19 protein-coding genes are annotated in these 21,411 nt (G+C 69.4%); 5 read left to right on the top strand and 14 right to left on the bottom strand.

From position 1 onward, the window contains the following. Window positions 1–28 precede the first annotated feature (28 nt). The 12 genes from ACYVLQ_RS08925 to dop form a co-directional block, all read right to left on the bottom strand. A complete protein-coding gene (locus ACYVLQ_RS08925; RefSeq protein ID WP_460696913.1) occupies window positions 29–766 on the bottom strand; it encodes a DUF4333 domain-containing protein in 738 nt (245 codons plus the stop codon). 124 nt (window positions 767–890) lie between these two features. After that, window positions 891–3,584 (bottom strand): DEAD/DEAH box helicase, encoded by a 2,694-nt coding sequence (locus tag ACYVLQ_RS08920; protein WP_460696912.1) that lies wholly within the window; start codon window positions 3,582–3,584, stop codon window positions 891–893. Window positions 3,585–3,587: 3 nt separating this feature from the next. Continuing rightward, window positions 3,588–4,574 (bottom strand): twin-arginine translocase subunit TatC, encoded by a 987-nt coding sequence (gene tatC, locus ACYVLQ_RS08915; protein WP_460696911.1) that lies wholly within the window; start codon window positions 4,572–4,574, stop codon window positions 3,588–3,590. A 122-nt stretch (window positions 4,575–4,696) separates the two neighbouring features. After that, a complete protein-coding gene (gene tatA / locus ACYVLQ_RS08910) occupies window positions 4,697–4,960 on the bottom strand; it encodes a Sec-independent protein translocase subunit TatA (RefSeq protein ID WP_460696910.1) in 264 nt (87 codons plus the stop codon). A 65-nt stretch (window positions 4,961–5,025) separates the two neighbouring features. Continuing rightward, a complete protein-coding gene (locus tag ACYVLQ_RS08905) occupies window positions 5,026–6,072 on the bottom strand; it encodes a 2-dehydropantoate 2-reductase (RefSeq protein ID WP_460696909.1) in 1,047 nt (348 codons plus the stop codon). Further along, window positions 6,069–7,082: a helix-turn-helix transcriptional regulator gene (locus ACYVLQ_RS08900; protein WP_460696908.1), complete on the bottom strand. Its 1,014-nt coding sequence runs from the start codon at window positions 7,080–7,082 to the stop codon at window positions 6,069–6,071. The genes ACYVLQ_RS08905 and ACYVLQ_RS08900 overlap by 4 nt, the downstream gene beginning before the upstream one ends. 15 nt (window positions 7,083–7,097) lie before the next feature. Next, window positions 7,098–8,093 (bottom strand): helix-turn-helix transcriptional regulator, encoded by a 996-nt coding sequence (locus tag ACYVLQ_RS08895; protein ID WP_460696907.1) that lies wholly within the window; start codon window positions 8,091–8,093, stop codon window positions 7,098–7,100. Window positions 8,094–8,445: 352 nt separating this feature from the next. Continuing rightward, window positions 8,446–9,804, bottom strand: coding sequence for a Pup--protein ligase (pafA, locus tag ACYVLQ_RS08890; RefSeq protein ID WP_211339398.1), 1,359 nt, complete (start codon window positions 9,802–9,804; stop codon window positions 8,446–8,448). 445 nt (window positions 9,805–10,249) lie between these two features. Next, the gene (gene prcA, locus ACYVLQ_RS08885) at window positions 10,250–11,044 is read right to left on the bottom strand and encodes a proteasome subunit alpha (RefSeq protein ID WP_460696906.1); all 795 of its coding nucleotides are present in this window, start codon (window positions 11,042–11,044) and stop codon (window positions 10,250–10,252) included. Then, on the bottom strand, window positions 11,041–11,916 hold the full coding sequence (gene prcB / locus ACYVLQ_RS08880) for a proteasome subunit beta (RefSeq protein WP_460697012.1): 876 nt from the start codon (window positions 11,914–11,916) through the stop codon (window positions 11,041–11,043). Before prcB ends, prcA begins: the two co-directional genes overlap by 4 nt. Then, window positions 11,892–12,086, bottom strand: coding sequence for a ubiquitin-like protein Pup (locus ACYVLQ_RS08875; RefSeq protein ID WP_068020240.1), 195 nt, complete (start codon window positions 12,084–12,086; stop codon window positions 11,892–11,894). Before ACYVLQ_RS08875 ends, prcB begins: the two co-directional genes overlap by 25 nt. A gap of 160 nt (window positions 12,087–12,246) precedes the next feature. Beyond that, window positions 12,247–13,746, bottom strand: a complete 1,500-nt coding sequence (gene dop, locus ACYVLQ_RS08870) for a depupylase/deamidase Dop (RefSeq protein WP_460696905.1) — start codon at window positions 13,744–13,746, stop codon at window positions 12,247–12,249. Between the two features lie 154 nt (window positions 13,747–13,900). On the opposite strand from dop, the gene ACYVLQ_RS08865 reads away from it, so the two are divergent. The 3 genes from ACYVLQ_RS08865 to ACYVLQ_RS08855 all read left to right on the top strand — a co-directional run bounded on the left by ACYVLQ_RS08865 (window position 13,901) and on the right by ACYVLQ_RS08855 (window position 16,923). Further along, a complete protein-coding gene (locus tag ACYVLQ_RS08865; protein ID WP_460696904.1) occupies window positions 13,901–15,097 on the top strand; it encodes a DUF418 domain-containing protein in 1,197 nt (398 codons plus the stop codon). Between the two features lie 66 nt (window positions 15,098–15,163). Further along, window positions 15,164–16,177 (top strand): permease, encoded by a 1,014-nt coding sequence (locus ACYVLQ_RS08860; RefSeq protein ID WP_460696903.1) that lies wholly within the window; start codon window positions 15,164–15,166, stop codon window positions 16,175–16,177. Beyond that, window positions 16,174–16,923: a TIGR03943 family putative permease subunit gene (locus tag ACYVLQ_RS08855; protein WP_460696902.1), complete on the top strand. Its 750-nt coding sequence runs from the start codon at window positions 16,174–16,176 to the stop codon at window positions 16,921–16,923. The genes ACYVLQ_RS08860 and ACYVLQ_RS08855 overlap by 4 nt, the downstream gene beginning before the upstream one ends. A 56-nt stretch (window positions 16,924–16,979) precedes the next feature. Here the strand turns inward: ACYVLQ_RS08855 and ACYVLQ_RS08850 are convergent, their stop codons facing one another. Next, a complete protein-coding gene (locus ACYVLQ_RS08850) occupies window positions 16,980–17,699 on the bottom strand; it encodes a DUF6882 domain-containing protein (protein WP_460696901.1) in 720 nt (239 codons plus the stop codon). Window positions 17,700–17,753: 54 nt separating this feature from the next. Next, complete coding sequence (locus tag ACYVLQ_RS08845) at window positions 17,754–18,491, bottom strand: TetR/AcrR family transcriptional regulator (protein WP_460696900.1); 738 nt, start codon at window positions 18,489–18,491, stop codon at window positions 17,754–17,756. Between the two features lie 99 nt (window positions 18,492–18,590). Between ACYVLQ_RS08845 and ACYVLQ_RS08840 the strand changes: the two genes are divergently transcribed. Beyond that, the gene (locus tag ACYVLQ_RS08840; protein ID WP_460696899.1) at window positions 18,591–19,490 is read left to right on the top strand and encodes an AurF N-oxygenase family protein; all 900 of its coding nucleotides are present in this window, start codon (window positions 18,591–18,593) and stop codon (window positions 19,488–19,490) included. Further along, window positions 19,487–21,265, top strand: a complete 1,779-nt coding sequence (locus ACYVLQ_RS08835; RefSeq protein ID WP_460696898.1) for a DUF4873 domain-containing protein — start codon at window positions 19,487–19,489, stop codon at window positions 21,263–21,265. The genes ACYVLQ_RS08840 and ACYVLQ_RS08835 overlap by 4 nt, the downstream gene beginning before the upstream one ends. Window positions 21,266–21,411: the final 146 nt, after the last annotated feature.

Genomic DNA, 21,411 nt, shown 5'->3' with positions numbered 1-21,411 from the left:
TTCCCACTCCCGGGAGGGCGGGTGACCCTCAGCTCGGGCGGCCGACCTCGTAGGTGCCGTCGTCCTTGGTGACCTTGACGGCGACCTTCTTCTGCTCGCCGCCGACCTTCAGGGTGCAGTCGAAGGTCTTGCCCACCTCGACCTTCTGGCCGGAGGGGCAGTTGACGTCCTGGACGTCATCGATGCCGTAGGAATCCTTGAGCACCTTCTGCACGCCGTCCTGGACGGCCGCGTTGTCGAGCTTGTCGCTGGAGAAGAACACGAAACCCAGCACGACCGCCACCGCGACTACGACCGCGGCGACCGCGCCGCCGATGATCGGGCCCTTCTTCGACTTCTTCGGGCTGCTCAGCTGCAGGGGCTGCTGACCCCACTGCTGCTGTCCGGGCTGCTGCGGCTGACCCCACTGCTGCTGACCGGGCTGCGGCTGATTCCACTGCTGCTGGGTGGGCTCCCAGGACTGCTGCCCGGGTTGCTGCTGCGGCCACGACGGCTGACTCTGCTGACCCCACTGCGGTTGCTGGGGAGGCTGGCCCCACTGCTGACCGGGCTGCGGCTGGCCCTGCGGCGGCTGTCCCCACTGCTGGGCGCCGCCCTGCTGACCCCACTGCTGCTGCGGCTGCGGCGACCCGCCCGGCTGCTGGCCCCACTGCTGGGTGGGACCGACCTGCCCGGGGGGCTGCTGCCCGCCCCACTGCTGGGTCGGATCGTTCGGGCGTCCCTCCCCTGGACCAGGGGTGTCGCTCGGTCCGTACGGGCCGCTCATCTGCCTGCCTCCACTCGCACTCGTCGTACACACGCTTGCCCCCCGCGTGAGAAAAGCCTCACCACGGTCGGTACACGCAAGCATCCAATCACAGTCGATTGCGCCGCGTCCGGATTGGCGGCGTTCACGCGGCATCCACCGCCACCACGCCGCGGCGAACGGCTCGCACCGCCTTGGCCGCCGTGGCCGCCACCTCGGCGTCGTCGGCGGTCTGGTGGATCTGGTCGAGCAGGTCGATCACCTGTCGGCACCACCGCACGAAATCGCCCGCCGACAACGCGTTTCCCTGATCGCCGCTGGCGAGCAGCGAGTCGGCCAGACCGTCGCCGCGGGCCCACTTGTAGACCCCGGTGACGAACCCGAGATCCGGTTCGCGGGTGGGCATCAGCTTGTGCCGGGCCTCGTCGGTGCGCAACTGGCTCCACACCCCGACCGTCGCCCCGACGGCCCGGCGGATCGGCTCGGTGGGCCCGGCCGGGCCCAGGTAGCCGCCGGTCTCCTGCCGGGACTCGTACACCAGGATCGATACCACCGCGGCCAGTTCGGCGGCGCCCAGCCCGCGCCACAGCCCCTGCCGAAGGCATTCGGCGACAACGAGATCCGCCTCGGTGTAGATGCGCGCCAGCCGCCGCCCGTCGGCGGTTACCTCGCCCGCGTCCACGTATCCGCGCTCCTCCAACAGCCCGACGATGCGATCGAAGGTGCGAGCCAGCGAATTCGTCGTGGCCGCCACCTTCTGCCGCATGGACTCGGTCTCGCGCTGCAGCCGGTGGTAGCGCTCGCCGACGCGCGCCAGCTGTTCGCGATCGGGCCGGGTGTGGGCCGGATGCGAGCGCAGCGCGCGCCGCAGCGTCTGCAGTTCCCGGTCGTCACCGCCCTTGGAGCGCGTGCCCCGGCGCTGCCTGCCCGGTGCGCTGATGCCGGTACTGCGCAGCGCCGACGCCAGATCGCGGCGCGTGCGGGCGGTGCGGTGGTCGACGTGGCGGGGCAGCCGCATCCGGCCCAGCGGCTGGGCGGGGGTCGGGAAATCGGCGGCGGAGATCCGCCCCGCCCACTTGTCCTCGGTCAGCACCAGCGGCCGCGGGTCCCCCGGCGACGCATCGGGTTCCAGGATCACCGCCAGGCCCTGACGGCGGCCCGACGGAATCGCCACCACGTCGCCGCGGCGCAGCGAGGTCAGCGAGGCGACCGCCGCGCCCCGGCGGTCGGCCCGGCCCTGTCGCTCCAGATCGCGTTCGCGCTGCTTCACGCGCTCGCGCAGCGACAGGTACTCGAGGAAGCCGTCGTCGTCGATCTGCGTGTTCAGCTTGCGCAGCTGCCCCTCGTTGCGCTCGATCCCGCGCACCAGGCCCACCACCGACCGGTCGGCCTGGAACTGCGCGAAGGACCGTTCCAGCAGCGCCCGCGACTCGGCCGCGCCCATCCGGTCGATCAGGTTGATCGACATGTTGTAGCCGGGCCGGAACGAGCTGCGCAGCGGATAGGTGCGGGTGGAGGCCAGGCCCGCGACCGCGCTGGTGTCGACGTCGGGATGCCACACGACCACGGCGTGGCCCTCGATATCGATCCCGCGGCGCCCCGCCCGGCCGGTCAGCTGTGTGTACTCGCCCGGAGTGAGTTCGGCGTGCGTCTCGCCGTTGAACTTCACCAGCCGCTCCAGCACGACCGTGCGCGCGGGCATGTTGATGCCCAGAGCCAGTGTCTCCGTGGCGAATACGGCCCGCACCAGCCCGCGCACGAACAGCTCCTCCACGGTGTGCCGGAAGGCCGGGAGCATACCGGCGTGGTGGGCGGCCAGGCCGCGGTGCAGCGCCTCCCGCCACTCCCAGTAGCCGAGCACCTCCAGATCGGTGCGGGGCAGGTCCCCGGTGTGCTTCTCGATGATCTCGTCGACGATCTCGTCGTCGCCCTCGCGGCTCAGATCCAGTCGCGACCGCAGGCACTGGTTCAGCGCGCCGTCGCACCCGGCCCGGCTGAAGATGAACGTGATCGCCGGGAGCAGGCCCTCCTGGTCGAGCACGGCGAGCATCTCGGGACGCGGCAGCGGCCGGTAGAAGCGGCGCGGGCCGCCCCGCCCGCGCGGGCCGCCCCAGCTGTCCATCCGGTCCGCCTGCTCGCGGTGCTTGATGTAGCGCACCAGGTCCTCGTCGACGATCACCTTCTGGTCGCCGGACTTCTGATCGAACAGATCGAACATCCGCCGCCCCACCAGCACGTGCTGCCACAGCGGCACCGGCCTGGTCTCGTCCACGATCACCGCGGTGTCGCCGCGCACGGTCTCCATCCAGGCGCCGAACTCCTCGGCGTTGCTCACCGTCGCCGACAGGCTCACCAGCCGCACATCAGGAGGCAGGTGCAGGATGACCTCCTCCCACACCGCGCCGCGGAACCGATCTGCCAGGTAGTGCACCTCGTCCATGACGACGTACGAAAGCCCCTGCAGCGCATCCGAACTCGCGTAGAGCATATTGCGCAGCACCTCGGTGGTCATCACCACGATCGGCGCCGTCGCGTTCAGCGACTGATCGCCGGTCAGCAACCCCACCGCGCCGCGGCCGTAGCGCTCGACCAGGTCGGCGTACTTCTGATTCGACAGCGCCTTGATCGGCGTGGTGTAGAAGCATTTGCCGCCCGCGGCCAGCGCCAGGTGCACCGCGAACTCGCCGACCACGGTCTTACCCGCGCCGGTCGGCGCGCACACCAGCACGCTGTGCCCGCCCTGCAGCGCGGTACACGCCTGCTGCTGAAACGGGTCGAGGGTGAATTTGAGCTCCGCGGCGAATGCCGCGAGTTCGCCAGTCAGCGACCGAGATGTCACTTGTCAGAGGGTATCGGAGTAGTCCGACACGGGCCGCTGTGTTTTCTCGGCCGGTGTCGCGACCGGCTCGGCCGCGCCCACCGGCTCGGGCGCGTCGACCGCCGCCGCGCCGCCGACGTCCCGTGGCCGCTCGTCCAGCGGCGAGGCCTCGTCGTCGGACAGCTTGCTCCAGTCGTCGCGGCGGGCGCGCCGCTTGTCGTTCAGGCGCGCGATCTGCACCGCGACCTCGAACAGCAGCGTCAGCGCGAACGCCAGCGCCAGCATCGAGAACGGATCCTGCGGGGTGACGATCGCCGCGAAGACGAACAGGCCGAAGATCAGCCCGCGCCGCCACTTCTTGAGCTTCTCGTAGCTCAGCACGCCGATCATGTTCAGCCCCACGACCAGCAGCGGCGTCTCGAAGCTGACGCCGAAGATGATCAGCAACCGGATGATGAAGTCGAAGTACTCCGAGCCTCGCAGGGCGGTGATCTGCGCGTTGTCACCGATCCCCATCAGGAAGCTCAGGGCGTGCGCGACCACCCAGTACGCCAGCACCGCACCCGCGACGAACAGCACCGCGCCCGCGCCCACGAAACTGATCGCGTACTTGCGTTCCTTCGAGTACAACCCCGGGGTGATGAACGCCCAGAGCTGGTACAGCCACACCGGGCAGGCCATGACCACGCCCGCGGTCAGGCCCACCTTGAACCGCAGCATGAACTGCTCGAACGGTGCGGTCGCCAGCAATCGGCAGGCACCGTCGGTGCTCAACTGGACGCGCTTGGCCGCGGGCAGCTCACAGTAGGGTCCGCGCAGGATGTCGCCGAGGCTTTCGACGCCGAGGAAGCCGTGGCCGTACCACAGGAACCCGAGCACGGTGGTGAGCGCGACGGCGAACAGCGACTTCAGGATCCGTGACCGCAGCTCGTGCAGATGCTCGACCAACGACATGGTGCCGTCTGGATTGACCCTGCGCCGGCTGCGGCGGGGGTCGAACGGAATGCGCATGGATGTGACTGCCTCGCTGATCGCCTGGCCCGTTACCTGGACACGCGCGTCGCCCGCCGCCGCCCGGCGCACGACAGCACTTATCCCGGGATGATCGACTCATCCCGGGATCGACACTTCGCCTACGCCTTGTGCGTTTCCGGATTCACCTGCGGCACCGAATTCGTCGGCTGGACCGGGGGCAGTTCCTGGGCCGCGGGCTTGGCGGGCTGCGCCGACTGCTCGGACTTCTTCTCGCCGTCCGACTGCATCTCGCTCATCTCGCTCTTGAAGATGCGCAGCGAACGGCCGAGGCCGCGGGCCGCGTCCGGCAGCCGCTTGGCGCCGAAGAGCACCAGCACCAGCACCGCGATGATGATCCAATGCGTCGGGCTGAGTGAACCCATCGATTACCTCCAAAGACTGTGGTAAGTCCGATGCTACCGGACCTGGTACGGGACGAACGCGCTCGTCAGCTCTCGTTTGCGGGGTGTTCGGCGCGGCGGTCCCTCGCCGCCCGCAACTCTGCCAGCAACTGCGGACCCGACCATCTCCGGGGGTCGCCACGCTCGGCGGCCTCGATGAGTTCCACCAGCCGCGCGTTCACCGGCGTCGGCGTCGCGACCATCTCGCCCAGGGACACGATCTCCCCCGACAGCCAGCCGATCTCGGTGCGGCGGCCCAGGGCCAGATCGTCGGCCATCGACGAGCGGGCCATCGGATCGACCGCCAGCACCCGCGCGGCAACCCGCGTGAAGACGGCATCGGGCACGGTGAGCAGCCGCACCATCGTCCCCGGCGGCAGCGCGGTGAGCCGGGCCGGACGGATGCGCGCGCGGCGCATCACCACCAGCGCCTCGCCCTGCGCCAGCGCCAGGCAGCGCCGGTAGTCGCGGGTGGCGAGCTGCTGGCGCAGCGGCCGCCCGGACAGCGCGTTGACGGGGTTGTTCAGGTTCAGCAACAGCTTGGCCCACTGGACCGGACGCAGATCCGGATAGCGGGCCAGCTCCAGCCCACTCCGCCGGAACAGGGGCGCGAACCGCTCCAGCGCCGGATCGTCCGCGACGGCCAGTCCGCCCGCGGTGCCGCGATGGAACCGGCCGCCGTCGTGGTGGGCGACATTGCACATCACCATCCCGGCCAGCACCACGCACGACGGCAGGATCTCCCGGATCGCGGTGTCGTTGCCGATCCCGTTCTGCAGGCTCAGCACCACCGTGCCGGGCCGGATCCGCTCGGCCACCTGTCGTGCGGCCTCGGTGGTCTGAGCGGACTTCACCGTGATCAGCACCAGATCGGCGGCGCCGACGTCGTCGGGCGCGGTGGCGACACGGAATGCCGTCGGGGCGACCCGGTCGTCGCCGCCGTCGAGATCGGTCAGCCGCAACCCCGATTCGGAGATCTCGTCGAGCAGCCGCGGGCGGCCGACGAAGGTGACGTCCGCGCCCGCGGCCGCCAGCTTCCCGCCCACGAAGATGCCGATGCTGCCGGCACCGAGCACCGTCACGCGAAACGTCAAGCGGGACCGACCTCCTCGATCGCGGTCCGGTCGTATCCGGCGCCGCCGATGCTCTCCAGCGTCGCGTAGGCCGACAGCGCGGCGCTCGACCGCTCCCGCACCGCGGTCACCAGCTCGGCCGGGCCCAGCACCGTCACCCCGGAGCCGAATCCGAGCAGCAGCCGCGCCATCCAGTCCAGCGTCGCGAAGCGCATCGTCGCCTCGACGCTGCCGTCGGGATGCACCGCCACCCGGTGCATCGGGTACTGGTCGAGCACCCAGCCGTAGTCGGCGTGCACCAGCAAGCGCGCCAGCGGGATCGACGGATCGTCGGAGAACAGGTCCAGGGCGGCGGACTCGTCGGTGGCGTGGCTGGGCGGGCGCGCGGGCTCGTCGAGTTCGGCGGCCTCCTCGATGCGGTCGAATCGGAACAGCCGCACCCCCTCGGCCTGACGGCACCATGCCTGCAGGTAGGAGTTGTTGTCCACCAGCACGATTCGGATCGGGTCGACCACCCGCTCGGAGACGAGGTCGCGGCTGGCCGAGTAGTACACCAGCCGCAGTGCCCGGCCGCGGGCCAGGGCCGAGCGCACGGTCGTCACCGCCGGGGCCTCCACCGGCAGCGCCGGTTCGGGACCGGCCCACCGGTCCGGATCGCCCGCGATCGCCGATTCGATCTTCGCCATGGCCGAGCGGGCCGCGGTGGGGTCGACCATACCCGGCAGGTCCGCGATCGAGCGCAGCGCCACCAGGACCGCGGTCGCCTCCGTGGAGGTCAGGCGCAGCGGGCGGTCGATCCCCGCGGAGAAGGTGACCTCGATGCTCTCCTCGGAGAACGACAGATCGATCAGATCGCCCGGGCCGTAACCGGGCAGGCCGCACATCCACAGCTGATTCAGGTCGTTCATCAGCTGTTTGGTGGTCACGCCGAGTTCCGAGGCGGCCTCGGCGGCGCTGATCCCGGGATTGGCGAGGAAGTACGGGACCATGTTCAACAGCCGCGACAACCGGGTGGACAACCGGCTACTCATGACGTGTCACCCCGATCACGCCGACACCTCCGTGCGCTCGAGCACAGACCGTAGCCGCTCGATCACGTCCGCTCGGAGATCAGCGGGCGCGAGGACCAGCGCATCCGGGCCGAGGCCGGTGATCAGGCGGGCCAGCCAGTCGCGCGAGCGCACGGGCACCTCCACGATCGTGCCCGGGCGCCCGCCGATCCCTCGCTCCTCCACGGCCGCGCCGAGCCGCCGGACGTCCTGACCGCGGCCCTCGGCCACCCACACCGTCGCGGTGCCCGTCACCTGCGAGGCGCCGGTGACCTGCGTGACGATCGTCCGCAGGTCCAGCCCCTCGGGTTTGTGCACCGCGTTGCCGGGACCGTAGGCGGTGACGTCGTCGCCGATCCGGGAGAGCCGGAAGGTGCGGGTCGCGTCCCGGTCGCGATCGTGGCCGACCAGGTACCACCGCCCGTGGTGCGTCACGACGCCCCACGGCTCCACGTCGCGCATCAGGTACGGGGCGCTGTGTGACATGCGGTGTTCGAATCGCACCGCGCGCCCGGCGTCGATCGCGGCCAGCAGCTTGCCCAGCGCCGCCTCCGACCCGCGGGTGCGGGCGGGCACCGCCGGTACCGACGCCAGCGCGGCGTCGGACTCGACGTGGATGCCCGCCGCCCGCAGTTTCAGCAACGCACCCTCCGCCGCGGTCGCCAGTTCCGGCGACTCCCACAGCTGCACGGCGACCGCGACCGCGGCCGCCTCCTCACTGGTCAGATCGATGTCCGGGAGTTCGTAGGCATCTCGGTTGATGCGGTAGCCCTCCTGGCCGGAGTACCGGTTGACCGCGCCGACCTCCAGCGGAATGCCCAGGTCGCGCAGTTCGTTCTTGTCCCGCTCGAACATCCGGCTGAACGCCTCGTCGCTGGCGGAGTCCTCGTACCCGGCCACGCTCTCGCGAATCCGCTCCGCGGTGAGGAACTGCCTGGTCGACAACAGCGCGATGACCAGATTCATCAGCCGTTCGACCTTGGATATCGCCACCCGACACAGAGTAATCGGCCCACGCAAACCTATGCGCGTCGGCGCACGATTACGCCGGGATTCGCCGAGATCGGCCCGGTCGACCCCGTCCGACCACCCACAAATCCACCGGCCTCAGGCGATCATCTCCACCTGGCACGGGAGACCGGGCGCCTTGGCGAGTTTCAGATCGGTCGTCAACAGCGGGATGCTCAACCGCGCGGCCAAGGGTTTCGGCGTTCTCTTCCGGATGTTCCGGACCTGAATGGTTGCTATAGCGCTATGAGCGCTACTTACAGCGTCCGAAGTTCGGCATCCGCCATGCTTCGCCTGACTGAGCGCCATCGCGTTCAGCCAACTCGTAAGGCGGGGCTTACATCGAGGCGATGAGGCGGTCTACTCGTTCGTCTACCGAGCGGAACGGGTCCTTGCACAACACCGTGCGCTGGGCCTGGTCGTTGAGCTTCAGGTGGACCCAGTCGACGGTGAAGTCGCGGCCCGCCTCCTGGGCGGCGGTGATGAAATCGCCGCGGAGCTTGGCGCGGGTGGTCTGCGGCGGGGTGGTGACGGCGGCGTCGACCGCCTCGTCCTCGGTGACCCGCTTGGCCAGGCCCTTGCGCTGCAGCAGGTCGAAGACGCCGCGGCCGCGCTTGATGTCGTGATAGGCCAGGTCCAGCTGGGCGATCTTGGGATCGGACAGGTCCATGCCGTAGCGGTCCTGATAGCGCTGGAACAGCTTGCGCTTGATCACCCAGTCGATCTCCGTGTCGACCTTGGCGAAATCCTGCGCCTCCACCGCGTCCAGCGTGCGGCCCCAGAGGTCGACCACCGCGTCCACCTGCGGATCGCGCTCGCGGTTGCGCAGGTGCTCCACCGCGCGGGCGTAGTACTCGCGCTGGATGTCCAGGGCGCTGGCCTGCCGACCGCCCGCCAGCCGCACCGGGCGGCGACCGGTGAGATCGTGGCTCACCTCGCGGATGGCGCGGATCGGGTTGTCGAGGGCGAAATCGCGGAACGAGACCCCCGCCTCGATCATCTCGAGCACCAGCGCCGCCGTGCCGACCTTCAGCATGGTGGTGGTCTCGGACATGTTCGAATCGCCGACGATGACGTGCAGGCGCCGGTACTTCTCGGCGTCGGCGTGCGGCTCGTCGCGGGTGTTGATGATCGGGCGGGAGCGGGTGGTCGCCGAGGAGACGCCCTCCCAGATGTGCTCGGCGCGCTGCGATAGGCAGAACGTGGCCGCCTTCGGCGTCTGCAGCACCTTGCCCGCGCCGCAGATCAGCTGGCGGGTGACCAGGAAGGGCAGCAGGACGTCGGAGATTCGCGAGAACTCACCGGCCCGCACGACCAGGAAATTCTCGTGGCAGCCATAGGAGTTGCCCGCCGAATCGGTGTTGTTCTTGAACAGGTAGATGTCGCCGCCGATGCCCTCCTCCGCCAGGCGCTGCTCGGCGTCGATCAGCAGCTCCTCGAGCACGCGCTCGCCCGCGCGGTCGTGGGTGACCAGCTGCACCAGGCTGTCGCATTCGGCCGTGGCGTACTCCGGATGAGAACCGACATCGAGGTAGAGCCGGGCACCGTTGCGGAGGAAGACGTTCGAGCTACGGCCCCACGAAACCACCCGGCGAAACAGGTACCGGGCCACCTCGTCAGGGCTCAACCGACGGTGGCCGTGGAACGTACACGTCACCCCGAACTCGGTCTCGATCCCCATGATTCGTCGCTGCACACCATCGACATTACAGCTATGCCCTGCCCGAAATGGGCTGTGCGAGCAAGCCGATGCATACGGGTTCGCAACGATTTAGCCCGCAGGACGACCCCCTACCCGTCCTGAACCGGGGGAATGACAAGGCCCCTTGCACTCGCCCGGGGGCGAGTGCAAGGGGCAGTCATATCCGGGCGATCGGCGCGTGCAAGGGCCAATCATGTCCGGCCGATCAGCGCGTGTACGGAGCGACCGTCGGTCGGTCTCCCGCATTTCGTCGTTCCGACGCGTTCTTGGGCGGAATCCTGGCGAAAAGCGTGCCGGGATGACACGACCGACCCGTGCCGGAAATACGTGACCGACACGTACCGGGAATACGTGACCGACCCGTGCCGGGATGACACGGCCGGGCGGCCGGGATGACACGACCGACCCGTGCCGGGATGACGTGATGGACGGTGGACTGCTACGGGCCGGAAGGGTCTCCCGCGGAAGGGGTTTCGGGCTCGTCCTCCTCCTTCTTCGCCGCGGGCTTCTTGCCCTTGCTCCCCTTGTCCTCGGACAGCAAGGACTCCAGCGCGGCTCCGGCGATGCGGCGGAAGGCGCGGCGGGGCCGGGCCTGTTCGAGAGTCGCCACCTCCAGGGTTCCGACGCCGAGCACCCGCTTGTCCTTGTCGCCCTCGGGCGTGCCCTTCTGCAACGCCTGCAGCGCGAGCTTGATCGCCGCGCCGAGTTCCAGGCCCGGCTGATAGGTATCCTTGAGCGCGGCGACGATCGGCTCGGTATTGCCGCCCATCACCACGTAGTCGCGCTCGTCCACTATCGAGCCGTCGAAATTGATCCGGTACAACACCGAATTCCGGGCCTGCTCCGGATAGCCGACCTCGCCGATGCAGATCTCCACCTCGTACGGCTTGAGCTGGTCGGTGAAGATGGTGCCCAGCAGCTGGGCATATCCGTTGGCCAGCGAACGACCGGTGACATCGCGCCGATCGAACTGGTACCCGCGCAGGTCGGCGGTCAGAATGCCGTTGCGGCGCAGGTTCTCGAACTCGTTGTACTTGCCGACCGCGGCAAACCCCACCCGGTCGTAGAGCTCACTCACCTTGTGCAGCGTCGCCGAGGGATTCTCGGCGATGAACAGCACACCCTTGTCGTACACCATCACCACGACACTGCGGCCCCGTGCGATGCCCTTGCGCGCGAGTTCGGTCTTGTCGCGCATGATCTGTTCGGCCGACGCGTAGTACGGCAGTGTCATGCGTGCGCGCTCCCTTCTTCCGCCGACCGCTCCACGATCGTCCGGGCCGCCTCGGCCAGGCGCTCGTCCGAAACCTCTTCGGACCCTTCGGCATTGATGACGATCGCCGTCGGATAGATGCCGCGCAGCAGGTCGGGCCCGCCGGTCGCGGTGTCGTCGTCGGAGGCGTCGAGCAGCGATTCGACGGCGATGCGCAGCGCGCCGTCCTCGTCGATATCGCGGTGGTAGGTCTTCTTCAGCGACGACTTGGCGAACATCGAGCCCGAGCCGACCGCGGTGTAGCCGAAACGCTCCTCGCTGCGGCCGCCGACCACATCGTAGGAGACGATGCGACCGGCCCGGTCCGGATCGGTGGCCTCCAGGTCGTAGCCGACCAGGATCGGCACCACCGCCAGGCCCTGCAGGGCCGCGGGCAGATTGTCGCGCACCATCTTCGACAGCTTGTTGGCCTTGCCATCGAACGTCAGCGGCACGCCCTCGATCTTCTCGTAGTACTCGAGCTCCACGGCGAACAACCTGATCATCTCCACCGCCACGCCCGCGGTACCGGCGATACCGGCCGCGGAGAACGTATCGGTGATGTAGACCTTCTCCATGTCCCGGCTGGCCAGCAGGTTGCCCTGGGTGGCGCGCCGGTCGCCGGCGATGAGCACGCCGCCGCGGTAGCTGACCGCGACGATCGTGGTGCCGTGCGGGGCTATATCCTGCGACGCCGCCCCGGCCGGGGCGGCGTCGGCGATGCGACCGAAACCCTTGCCGGGCAACAGTTCCGGCGCGTGTTCCCGCAGATATTCGGAGAAGGATGACAGGGCGTACCCCGTGTGGAGCCGCAAGGGGTCACCTGGTGTCACTGGCCGCCTTTCTGAACGTATGCGCGGACGAAGTCTTCCGCGTTCTCCTCGAGCACGTCGTCGATCTCGTCGAGCAGGTCGTCGGTATCCTCCGCCAGCTTCTCGCGGCGCTCCTGGCCCGCGCCGTCCGCGCCGACCGCGTCGTCGTCCTCGTCGCCGCCACCGGCGCGCTTGGTCTGCTCTTGTGCCATAGCAGCCGACCTCCTCGTGAATGATCCTCGGCGAGCACCGGAGAAGATCCGATGCTCGTACGTCAACACTACCCAGCCCGGGGGACAACATGCCGGATTACACCGCAACGTGCCCCGGTAGCGATCTCGTGGCAGCACGCCGGAAATACGGGCGGCCTGCTCAGGTCGTCAACTGCTCGACCAGTTCGGCGGCCGTATCCACACCGTCCAGGAGCTTGCCGACGTGGGACTTGGTACCCCGCCGCGGCTCCAGGGTGGGGATGCGGACCAGGGAGTCGCCGCCCAGGTCGAAGATCACCGAGTCCCAGCTGGCGGCGGCGATATCCGCCCCGAACCGGCGCAGGCACTCGCCGCGGAAGTAGGCGCGGGTGTCGGTGGGCGGGTTGGTCATCGCGTCCGTCACCTGCTGTTCGGATACCAGGCGCTGCATGGAACCGCGGGCCACGAGGCGGTTGTACAGGCCCTTGTCCAGCCGCACGTCGGAGTACTGCAGATCCATCAGGTGCAGCTTCGGCGCCGCCCAGCCCAGGCCCTCGCGGCTGCGCATGCCCTCGAACAGCCGCAGCTTCGCCGTCCAGTCGAGCAGGTCGGCGCAGTCCATCGGATCCCGCTCGAGCAGGTCCAGGACGTGCGCCCACTTCTCCAGGATATCGGTGACGCGGGCGTCGTCGGTGCCCTCGCGGCCGTGGAACTTCTCCACCCGGTCGAGGTAGATCCGTTGCAGCGCAAGGCCGGTCAACTCGCGGCCGTCGGCCAGCGCCACCACGGCCCGCAGCGTCGGGTCGTGGCTGATCGAGTGCACGGCGGTGACCGGGCGGGCCAGCTGCAGGTCCGACAGGTCCTCCCCCGCCTCGATCAGATCCAGCACCAGCGCCGTGGTGCCGACCTTGAGGTAGGTGGACCATTCGGACAGGTTGGCGTCACCGATGATGACGTGCAGGCGGCGGTACTTGTCCGCGTCGGCGTGCGGCTCGTCGCGGGTGTTGATGATGCCGCGCTTGAGGGTGGTCTCCAGCCCGACCTCGACCTCGATGTAGTCCGACCGCTGCGACAGCTGGAATCCGGCGCCGTCACCGGACTGGCCGAGCCCGACGCGGCCGGAACCGCACACCACCTGGCGGGAAACGAAGAACGGGGTGAGGCCGACGATGATCTGGTTGAACGGCGTATCCCGGCTCATCAGATAGTTCTCGTGGGTGCCGTAGGAGGCGCCCTTGCCGTCGACGTTGTTCTTGTACAACTGCATGCGCGGGGCCCCGGGCACGCTGGAGGCGTGGCGGGCGGCGGCCTCCATCACCCGCTCGCCCGCCTTGTCCCAGATCACCGCGTCCAGCGGGTCGGTGACCTCCGGTGCGGAGTACTCGGGGTGGGCATGGTCGACGTACAGGCGGGCCCCGTTGGTGAGGATCATGTTGGCCGCGCCGACCTCGTCGGCATCGATCACCGGCGCGGGCCCGTTGAGCCGACCCAGATCGAAGCCGCGGGCGTCGCGCAGCGGCGACTCCACCTCGTAGTCCCAGCGCGTGCGCTTGGCGCGCGGCACGCCCTCCGCCGCCGCGTACGCCAGCACCGCCTGGGTGGACGTGAGAATCGGGTTGGCCGACGGCTCGGTGGGCGTCGAAATGCCGTACTCGACCTCGATTCCGATGATGCGCTGCATAACCCGAGCCTATGCGACCGGCCCGCGGCCGGGGCGATCCCGGGTCCGCGCGCGCCCTCGGCCGGGCGGTCCCGCGAGTCGGCCCAAGGTCGCATCGCGGATCATCCCCGTGGCGGATGGACACCGTTCATACGATCGTATGACAATGGTCGGCATGCCCGAATCGTTCGCCCGGCCCACGACGCCCGGCCCGGCTCTCGCCGCGACACCCGCACGCTCCGGCCGACTGCCCGCGCTGGACGTGCTGCGCGGCATCGCCATCCTCGGCACGCTCGGCACCAATATCTGGATCGTCACCAACCCGGAGGGCCTCATCGGCTATCTGCAGGGCCGCGGCGACCCGGCGGGCGCCTGGGAATGGACCGAGAAGCTGCTCCAGCAACTGGCGCAGGGGAAGTTCCTCGGCCTGCTCACCATCATGTTCGGGATCGGATTGGCCATCCAGCAGCGGTCGGCGGTGCGCGGCCGGCGGGCCTGGCCGGGGAGCTATCCGGTGCGCGCGGGGCTGCTGTTCCTCGACGGCCTGGTGAACTTCCTGTTCATCGCCGAATTCGACGTACTGATGGGGTACGCGGTCACCGGCGCGGTGGTGGCGTACGTGCTGGCGACCAGTGAGCGGGCGCAGCGGCGCTGGCTGTTGATCGCCGCCGGGATCCATGTCGCGATGCTGACGCTGATCGCCGCCGCCATGGCCTTCGCGTCGCCGTCGGGTTCGAGCGATTCGCAGCCGCTGGACCCCAATCCGTACGCCGACGGCTCGTTCTGGGATCTGGTGGTGTTCCGGGTCGAGCACGCCGGGTTGTTCCGGCTGGAATCGCTGTTCGCCTTCCCGATGTCGATCGCGCTGTTCCTGTTGGGCGCCAAGCTTTTCCGCGAGGGACTGTTCGAACCGGCCGGGCGGCCGCTGCGCCGCCGCCTCATGGTGCTGGGCTTCGCGATCGCCGCGCCGCTCGACCTGGCGCTCGGGATGTGGGACAGGGATCTGGTGCTGTTCACCCGCTACGGTCTCGCCCCGCTGGTGGCGCTGGGCATCCTCGCGCTGGTCGCCGAGTTCTATGTCGGCCGCACCCGGACCGGATTCGCGGGCCGCCGCTTCTCCGAGGTCGGACGCATGGCGCTGAGCTGCTACATCCTGCAGAACCTGGTGGCGTCGTCGCTGTGCTACGGCTGGGGTCTCGGACTGGCCGCCGACGTCTCCCCCGGCGCCCGGGTCCCGTTCACGGTCGCGATCTACCTCGCGGTCTGCGCGATCATGCTCATATTCGCACATGTGTGGCTGCGCCGATTCGACCGCGGACCGGTGGAATGGTTGTGGCACAACAGCTACCGGGCATTGACGCGATCCCGCTGACCGGGCGACACTCCGCGATAAGGCCCGGCGGCCCGCCCGGGCGCCGCGGCACGGATAATGACCGCCATGCAGATCGCCGATCCTCCTCGCGCGCACCGGCCTTCGAGGACGACGCCCGCATCCTCGACCTACGTGCTGGCCGGGCTGCTCGTGCTGGGAGTGGTGTTCGCCGGGCCGCTCGCGCGGTGGTTCGGGTCGAACGCGAAACTGCAGACCGCGGCGACGGTGTTCACCGGGATCTTCGTGCAGGCGGTGCCGTTCCTCGTCCTCGGAGTCGTGATCAGCGGCGCGATCGCCGCGCTCGCCTCGCCCGATCTGCTGCGGAAGATCCTGCCGCGCAACGAATCCGCGGCCATCGGGGTGGCGGGGCTGGCGGGCATCGCGCTGCCCGGATGCGAATGCGGGGCGGTGCCGGTCTCGCGGCGGCTGATGGATCAGGGTGTGCCCAGCGCGGCGGCGTTCGCGTTCCTGCTGTCGGCGCCCGCGGTGAACCCCGTGGTGCTGATCGCGACGGCGGTGGCGTTTCCCGGGGAGCCCGGCATGGTGGCGGCGCGGTTCGCCGGATCGTTGGCCACCGCCTTCGCGATGGGCTACCTCTGGGCGCGGTTCGGGCGGCCGGAATGGTTCACCGCGCGGCCGCACGGGCATGAGCACTGGACCCCGGGGCGGTCCCGCTGGGAGGTGTTCACCGAGGCCGCGCGGCACGATTTCCTGCAGGCCGCGGCGTATCTCGTGGTCGGCGCCGCCGCCGCGGCGGCGCTGCACGTCCTGGTCCCGGCCGGGTGGTACCAGAGTCTCGCCGGGCAGTTGGTCGTCGCGATCGTGGTGCTGGCGCTGCTGGCGGTCGTGCTCGCGCTGTGCTCGGAGGCCGATGCGTTCGTCGCGGCGAGCATGTCGAGCCTGCCGCTGCTGCCGCGACTGGTCTTCCTGGTGGTCGGCCCGGCGGTGGACGTCAAGCTCTTCGCCATGCAGGCGGGCACCTTCGGGCGCCGGTTCGCGATCCGCTTCGCCCCCTTGACCTTCGCGGTGGCCGTCGGGTGCGGCACGCTGGCGGGCCTGATCTTCGTGGGGGCGCGATGAACCGGGTCGCCCAGAACTTCGTCCTGCTGCTGATCGGCGGCGCCGTCCTGCGGATCACGCTCGACGGCACCTATCTGCGCTATGTCAAGCCCGGCCTGCAGCCGTATCTCATCGTCAGCGGCGTGGCGCTCACTCTGCTGGCGCTGCTCACGATCGGGCGCGACATCCGAAGGGGCTGGGCCACAGCCGATTCCGACCACCACCACCCGGATCGCGCGCAATGGCTGCTGCTGGCCCCGATCACCGCGCTGCTGATCGTGGTGCCGCCCGCGCTGGGCGCCGGATCCGTGCAGTCCGGGACCGCCGTGCAGGCCAGCGTCGGCACGCCCGCCGAGACCGGCGACGGCAAGTTCGCGTTTCCGCCGCTGCCGGTGGGCGACGCCCCGACCATCCGCATGTACGAACTCATCGACCGCGCTTCCTACGACTCGAGCGGCGCACTCGACCACCGCGACATCACCGTCCTCGGCTTCATCGTGCGCACCGAGAATGACGGCGCGCCCCGCGCCGACGGCTCCCGCGCCGGCGTCGACCTGGCCCGGCTAGTCATCACCTGCTGCGTCGCCGACGCCCAGCTGCTGCGCGTCCATCTGACCGGCGGCTTCGACCCGCCGCCCGACGACACCTGGGTCTCGGTCCGCGGCCGGGTCGAGCCGAACAGCGCCCGCACCGAGACTCAGATGACCCCAACATTGCAGGTCACCGAGCTGCATGTCATACCGACCCCGGCGCGCGTCTACGGGTAGTGCGCGACGGAGGTGGTCGTGGTGACGACGCGCCTACCGCCGCGGCCCACGCACCGTCATTCGCACAGCGCTTCCTCGGGTTCCCCGGCGTGCACCGCAGCCATGCGGCCGTCATCGTCGAAGTCCACGACGCCCTCGATCCCGGGGCCGGAGAAGGTCAGCTGCCGACGGTCCGGGTCGAAGTCGGCGGTGAGGCCGCGGCGGCGCAGGTAGCTGCGGACGGCGCGGCGACGATCCGACAGCGTCGGGCCGGTCATGGCTCGGGTCAGGACCGCCTCGATGCGGGTCGGTTCCGGTGGCGGCAGGCCGAAATCCGGGTGTTCGACCAGGAATGCGGCGCGCCCGCCGTTGTCGCCGAGCACCGCGTTGTATCCGGACCAGTGCCCGGAGATGATCTTCGCGGCCTCCATCATCACGCCGACCACGAGCGGCGGCTCCGGCGGCACGATCGTCAGGGTGGTGAAAGGCAGCTCCGCCGTGGCGAGTTCGTCGATGCCGTGCTGGACCCCGAAGTAGCGCACCGCCTCCGCGACCGCGGTCACCGGCGCCGGGAAGCCGCGCGGATTCGCCCACGACCACAGCCACGACCCCTCCGCCGCGGTGCCCAGCAGATGGAAATCCGTGCAGACGAACGTCCGATCGGCACCGAGGAATTCCAGCCGCCCGTCCGCGAGATCGCATCGCCACGAATGCTCGCCCAGCAGGTCGGTCAGGTGTAACTGATGCTCCAGCGAGAGCAGCGCGGCGTCATCGAGCAGACCGATCAGAGTGGGCATTCCGGACACCGGGGTGAGATTAGCGAAACCGGCCGGATCACGCCGCCCGACGCGTTACGAGACCTGTTGGACCCGTGGCTCTTCCGAACGCGCCAGCAGGTCGGCCACCGGGGTGTCGCGCTCGAGCGGCACGCCCAGGCTGCGCGCGTTGCCCTCGAAGATCGCCAGCACCGACGCCGACGCCATGCCCTCGACCTGCTCCGATGTCAGCCCGGTGGCCGAATCGGCGCGCCAGCTGTTCACCACGCCGTCGACGAAGCCGATGATGCCGAACGCCATCGGACGCGCGCGGTTCGGATCGATGCCGAAGCGCGACAGCGTGGTGGCGAACAGCTCGGCCAGCTGCCCGCCGATCCGGTCACGCGCACCGGCCAGCGCCTGCGAGGTATCGCCCTGCGGCGCGCCGCCCGCCAGGAAACGGTGCAGATGCGGGTGCCGCTCCACCCAGCCCACATAGGTTCCGACCGCGCCGCGCACCGCGTCCTTGAGGGTGCCGTCGCCCCGCAGCGTCGGCATCAGCTCGGCCAGCAGTGACTCCAGGATGCGGCGGCGGATCTGCTCGTCCAGGTCCGCGCGACCGTCGAAGTGCCGGTACACCACGGGGCGCGGCAGCCGCAGCCGGTCGGCAATCTGCTGCACCGAGACCTCGACGCCGTTCTCCTCGATCACGGCTACGGCGGCGTCGAGCACCTCGGCGCGGCGCTGGCGTTTATGGCCGTTCCAGCGGGTGCTGCGGCCGTCGACCGACGCCGCCGCCTGCGGCGATACGGACTTTCCGCTGGTTCCGGTCACACCGCAACGATACCCGCCGCACCCTTGACCGATACACCCTGTCTCACTAATCTGACTGTAACAGCTTGTATCAGTAATCGAGCACATTGGAGAGCTGTCATGGGCAACGAGGCCACCCTGCTCCCCCAGGAGTCCTTCGCGCAGCGCCTGCTGACCGGGTCGGTGCGCAAGTCCTACGACCCGGTGGTCGACCTGGATTGGGACGCGCCGCTGGATCCTGAGAAACTGTTCCTGCCACCGGAGGTGATCTCGCTCTACGGCACCGACCTGTGGGAGTCGATGAGCCCGCAGCAGCGCCGCGAACTGTCGCGCCAGGAGCTGGCGAACGTGCTGTCGGTCGGCATCTGGTTCGAGAACCTGCTGAACCGGCTGCTGTTGCGGGAGTTGATGAACGGCGATCCCACCACCCGCCACTCGCACTACACGCTGACGGAGATGGGCGACGAGTGTCGGCACATGATGATGTTCGGCAAGCTCATCGACCGTATCGACGCCCGGCCCTACTGGCCGAAGCCGTATGCGCGCCTGGCCATCTCGTCACTGCAGCTGTTCCTGCGCGGGTCGATGACGTGGGTGGGGGCGCTGGTCGGCGAGGAGATCTTCGACGCGCTGCAGCGCCGCACCCTCGATGACCCGCAGTTGCAGCCGCTGGTCTCGCGGGCGATGCGGATTCACGTCACCGAGGAGGCACGCCACATCGGGTTCGCCCGCGACGCCCTCGCCCGGCGTGCCCCGACCATGTCGCGCGCCGAATTCGCTTATACACGACTGTGTGTCGCGGTGGCCGCGCCGCTGTTCGTCTACCTGATGACCAACCGGCACATGTACGAGCGGGCCGGGCTGGACGGCCGCGCGGCGGCGCGGATCGCGCGGCGCAACCCGGACGCCAAGCGGGCGCTGGGCACCGGCGCCGCGAATCTCGGTGCGTTCCTTGATAAACAAGGCATGATCGGGCCGGTCGGCAAGTGGATCTGGCAGCGCCGGGGACTGTGGGCATGAGCGGGGGCGGGTCCGGCGATCCCGAGATCGTGATCGTCGGTGCGGGTTTCGGCGGCATCGGGATGGCGATCGAACTGCGCCGGGCGGGGATCGAGGATTTCGTCGTCTTGGAGAAGGCCGACGAGATCGGCGGTACCTGGCGGGACAATACGTATCCGGGATGTGGCTGCGATGTCATGTCGCTGACGTACTCGTTCTCGTTCGAGCCGAATCCGCGCTGGACGCGGATGTTCGCCCGGCAACCCGAGATCCTGGACTATCTGCGCCGCACGGTCGACAGGCACGATCTGCGGCGGCATATCCGGTTGCGGTCGGAGGTGGCGGCGCTCGATTTCGACGATGCGGCGGACCGCTGGACCGTCTCTCTCGCCGACGGACGGCGGTTGCGGCCTCGGGTGGTGGTGATGGCGCCCGGTCCGCTCCACGAGCCCTCGATCCCGGACCTTCCCGGCCGGGACTCGTTCCGCGGCAGCAGCTTTCACTCCGCGCGGTGGGACCACGATTTCGACGTCGCCGGTAAGCGCGTCGCGGTGATCGGAACCGGCGCCAGCGCTGTGCAATTCGTGCCGCAGATCGCGAAACAAGCCGCGCAGGTGACGGTGTTCCAGCGCACCCCGCACTGGGTGGCGCCGAAACCGGATCGGCGGCTGTCCGGGGCGGAGCACGCGGTGTTCCGGTTCGTGCCGGGCGCGCAGCGGCTGTCCCGGTGGGCGGTCTACTGGGGCTACGAGTCGATGATCCCGGCGTTCATGAATCCGGCGCTGATGCGGCGGGTCGAGTCGGTCGCCCGGGGACATCTGCGTCGGCAGGTGCGCGATCCGGAGCTGCGCCGCGCACTGACCCCGGACTACCGCCTCGGCTGCAAGCGAATTCTGGTGTCCAACAACTACTACCCGGCGCTGCAGCGGGAGAACGTCGAGTTGGTCACCGATTCCATCGATCGCATCACCGCCTCCGGCATCGCGACCTCCGACGGCCGCGAGCGGGAGTTCGACGCCATCGTCTACGGCACCGGGTTCAAGGTCTCCGACCGGTTCGCCGGCCAGCACATCGTCGGCGCGAACGGGCGCACGATCCAGGACGCCTGGCGCGGCGGGATGGAGGCGTTCCTCGGCGTCGCCGTGCACGGGTTCCCGAATCTGTTCCTGATCGTGGGCCCGAATTCCGGTGGCGGACACCAGTCCATCGTGTTCATGATCGAGGCGCAGGCCCGGTACATCCGGCAGTGCGTGCAGCGGATGCGGCGCACCTCCGGCACCCGGATCGAGGTGCGGGCGGCGACTCAGCACGAGTTCAACCGGCGCGTGCAGGCGAAACTCGCGGGGAGCGTGTGGAATTCGGGCGGCTGCCAGAGCTGGTACCTGGACGAGCACGGACTCAACCGTGCCGCCTGGCCCGGTTCGAGTGTTTCCTACTGGAGGACCATGCGCCATCCGGACCCCGGCCACTTCGACCTGACCGTGGCCGCGGAACGTGAACCGGCGCACGAGTATTCGGGCCCCGCGCTGCTCGACACACCCGGTGCGGAGCTACCGGTGACCGTCGCGCTGAGCGGGCATCCGGATCCGATCGACGGCCGCTACCACTGGTATGGCAGGGTGTCCGCGGCTGACGGTTCCGACCTTCCGGATCCGGGCCGGGGCGCGGTATCGCTCACCCTGCCCGGAGGCGCACCCGCCACCGCGAGGCTGCAGGAGCGCGATCCGTGGGGCAACCTCCGCATCGTCGGGGTCGGCGAGCCGCCGTTTCCGTTGGCACCGGCAGAGATTCACTGACCGGTCCCGACCGGCGCCGGACGACGGAGCGGAAGGCACAGCTGCCGTGTGTTCCGACAGGCGGGGGGCCGGCACCCCTCTTATGTTGCTCCGTGGGAAAGCCCTCCCCCGTCGTCCCGGAGCGGGCCGGGCCGACGGTGCACCTC

The organism is Nocardia thraciensis (genome assembly GCF_054782435.1).
This window is presented reverse-complemented; position numbering and strand designations above follow the sequence as displayed.

Bases quoted from the DNA above. Each gene is read 5' to 3' on its own strand.
- ACYVLQ_RS08840 (WP_460696899.1), top strand. From the start codon at position 18,591: ATGGGCAACGAGGCCACCCTGCTCCCCCAGGAGTCCTTCGCGCAGCGC.
- prcA (WP_460696906.1), bottom strand. From the start codon at position 11,044: ATGACACTGCCGTACTACGCGTCGGCCGAACAGATCATGCGCGACAAG.
- ACYVLQ_RS08855 (WP_460696902.1), top strand. From the start codon at position 16,174: ATGAACCGGGTCGCCCAGAACTTCGTCCTGCTGCTGATCGGCGGCGCC.
- ACYVLQ_RS08835 (WP_460696898.1), top strand. From the start codon at position 19,487: ATGAGCGGGGGCGGGTCCGGCGATCCCGAGATCGTGATCGTCGGTGCG.
- ACYVLQ_RS08875 (WP_068020240.1), bottom strand. From the start codon at position 12,086: ATGGCACAAGAGCAGACCAAGCGCGCCGGTGGCGGCGACGAGGACGAC.
- ACYVLQ_RS08850 (WP_460696901.1), bottom strand. From the start codon at position 17,699: ATGCCCACTCTGATCGGTCTGCTCGATGACGCCGCGCTGCTCTCGCTG.
- tatA (WP_460696910.1), bottom strand. From the start codon at position 4,960: ATGGGTTCACTCAGCCCGACGCATTGGATCATCATCGCGGTGCTGGTG.
- ACYVLQ_RS08900 (WP_460696908.1), bottom strand. From the start codon at position 7,082: ATGAGTAGCCGGTTGTCCACCCGGTTGTCGCGGCTGTTGAACATGGTC.
- tatC (WP_460696911.1), bottom strand. From the start codon at position 4,574: ATGCGCATTCCGTTCGACCCCCGCCGCAGCCGGCGCAGGGTCAATCCA.
- ACYVLQ_RS08925 (WP_460696913.1), bottom strand. From the start codon at position 766: ATGAGCGGCCCGTACGGACCGAGCGACACCCCTGGTCCAGGGGAGGGA.
- ACYVLQ_RS08860 (WP_460696903.1), top strand. From the start codon at position 15,164: ATGCAGATCGCCGATCCTCCTCGCGCGCACCGGCCTTCGAGGACGACG.
- ACYVLQ_RS08865 (WP_460696904.1), top strand. From the start codon at position 13,901: ATGCCCGAATCGTTCGCCCGGCCCACGACGCCCGGCCCGGCTCTCGCC.
- dop (WP_460696905.1), bottom strand. From the start codon at position 13,746: ATGCAGCGCATCATCGGAATCGAGGTCGAGTACGGCATTTCGACGCCC.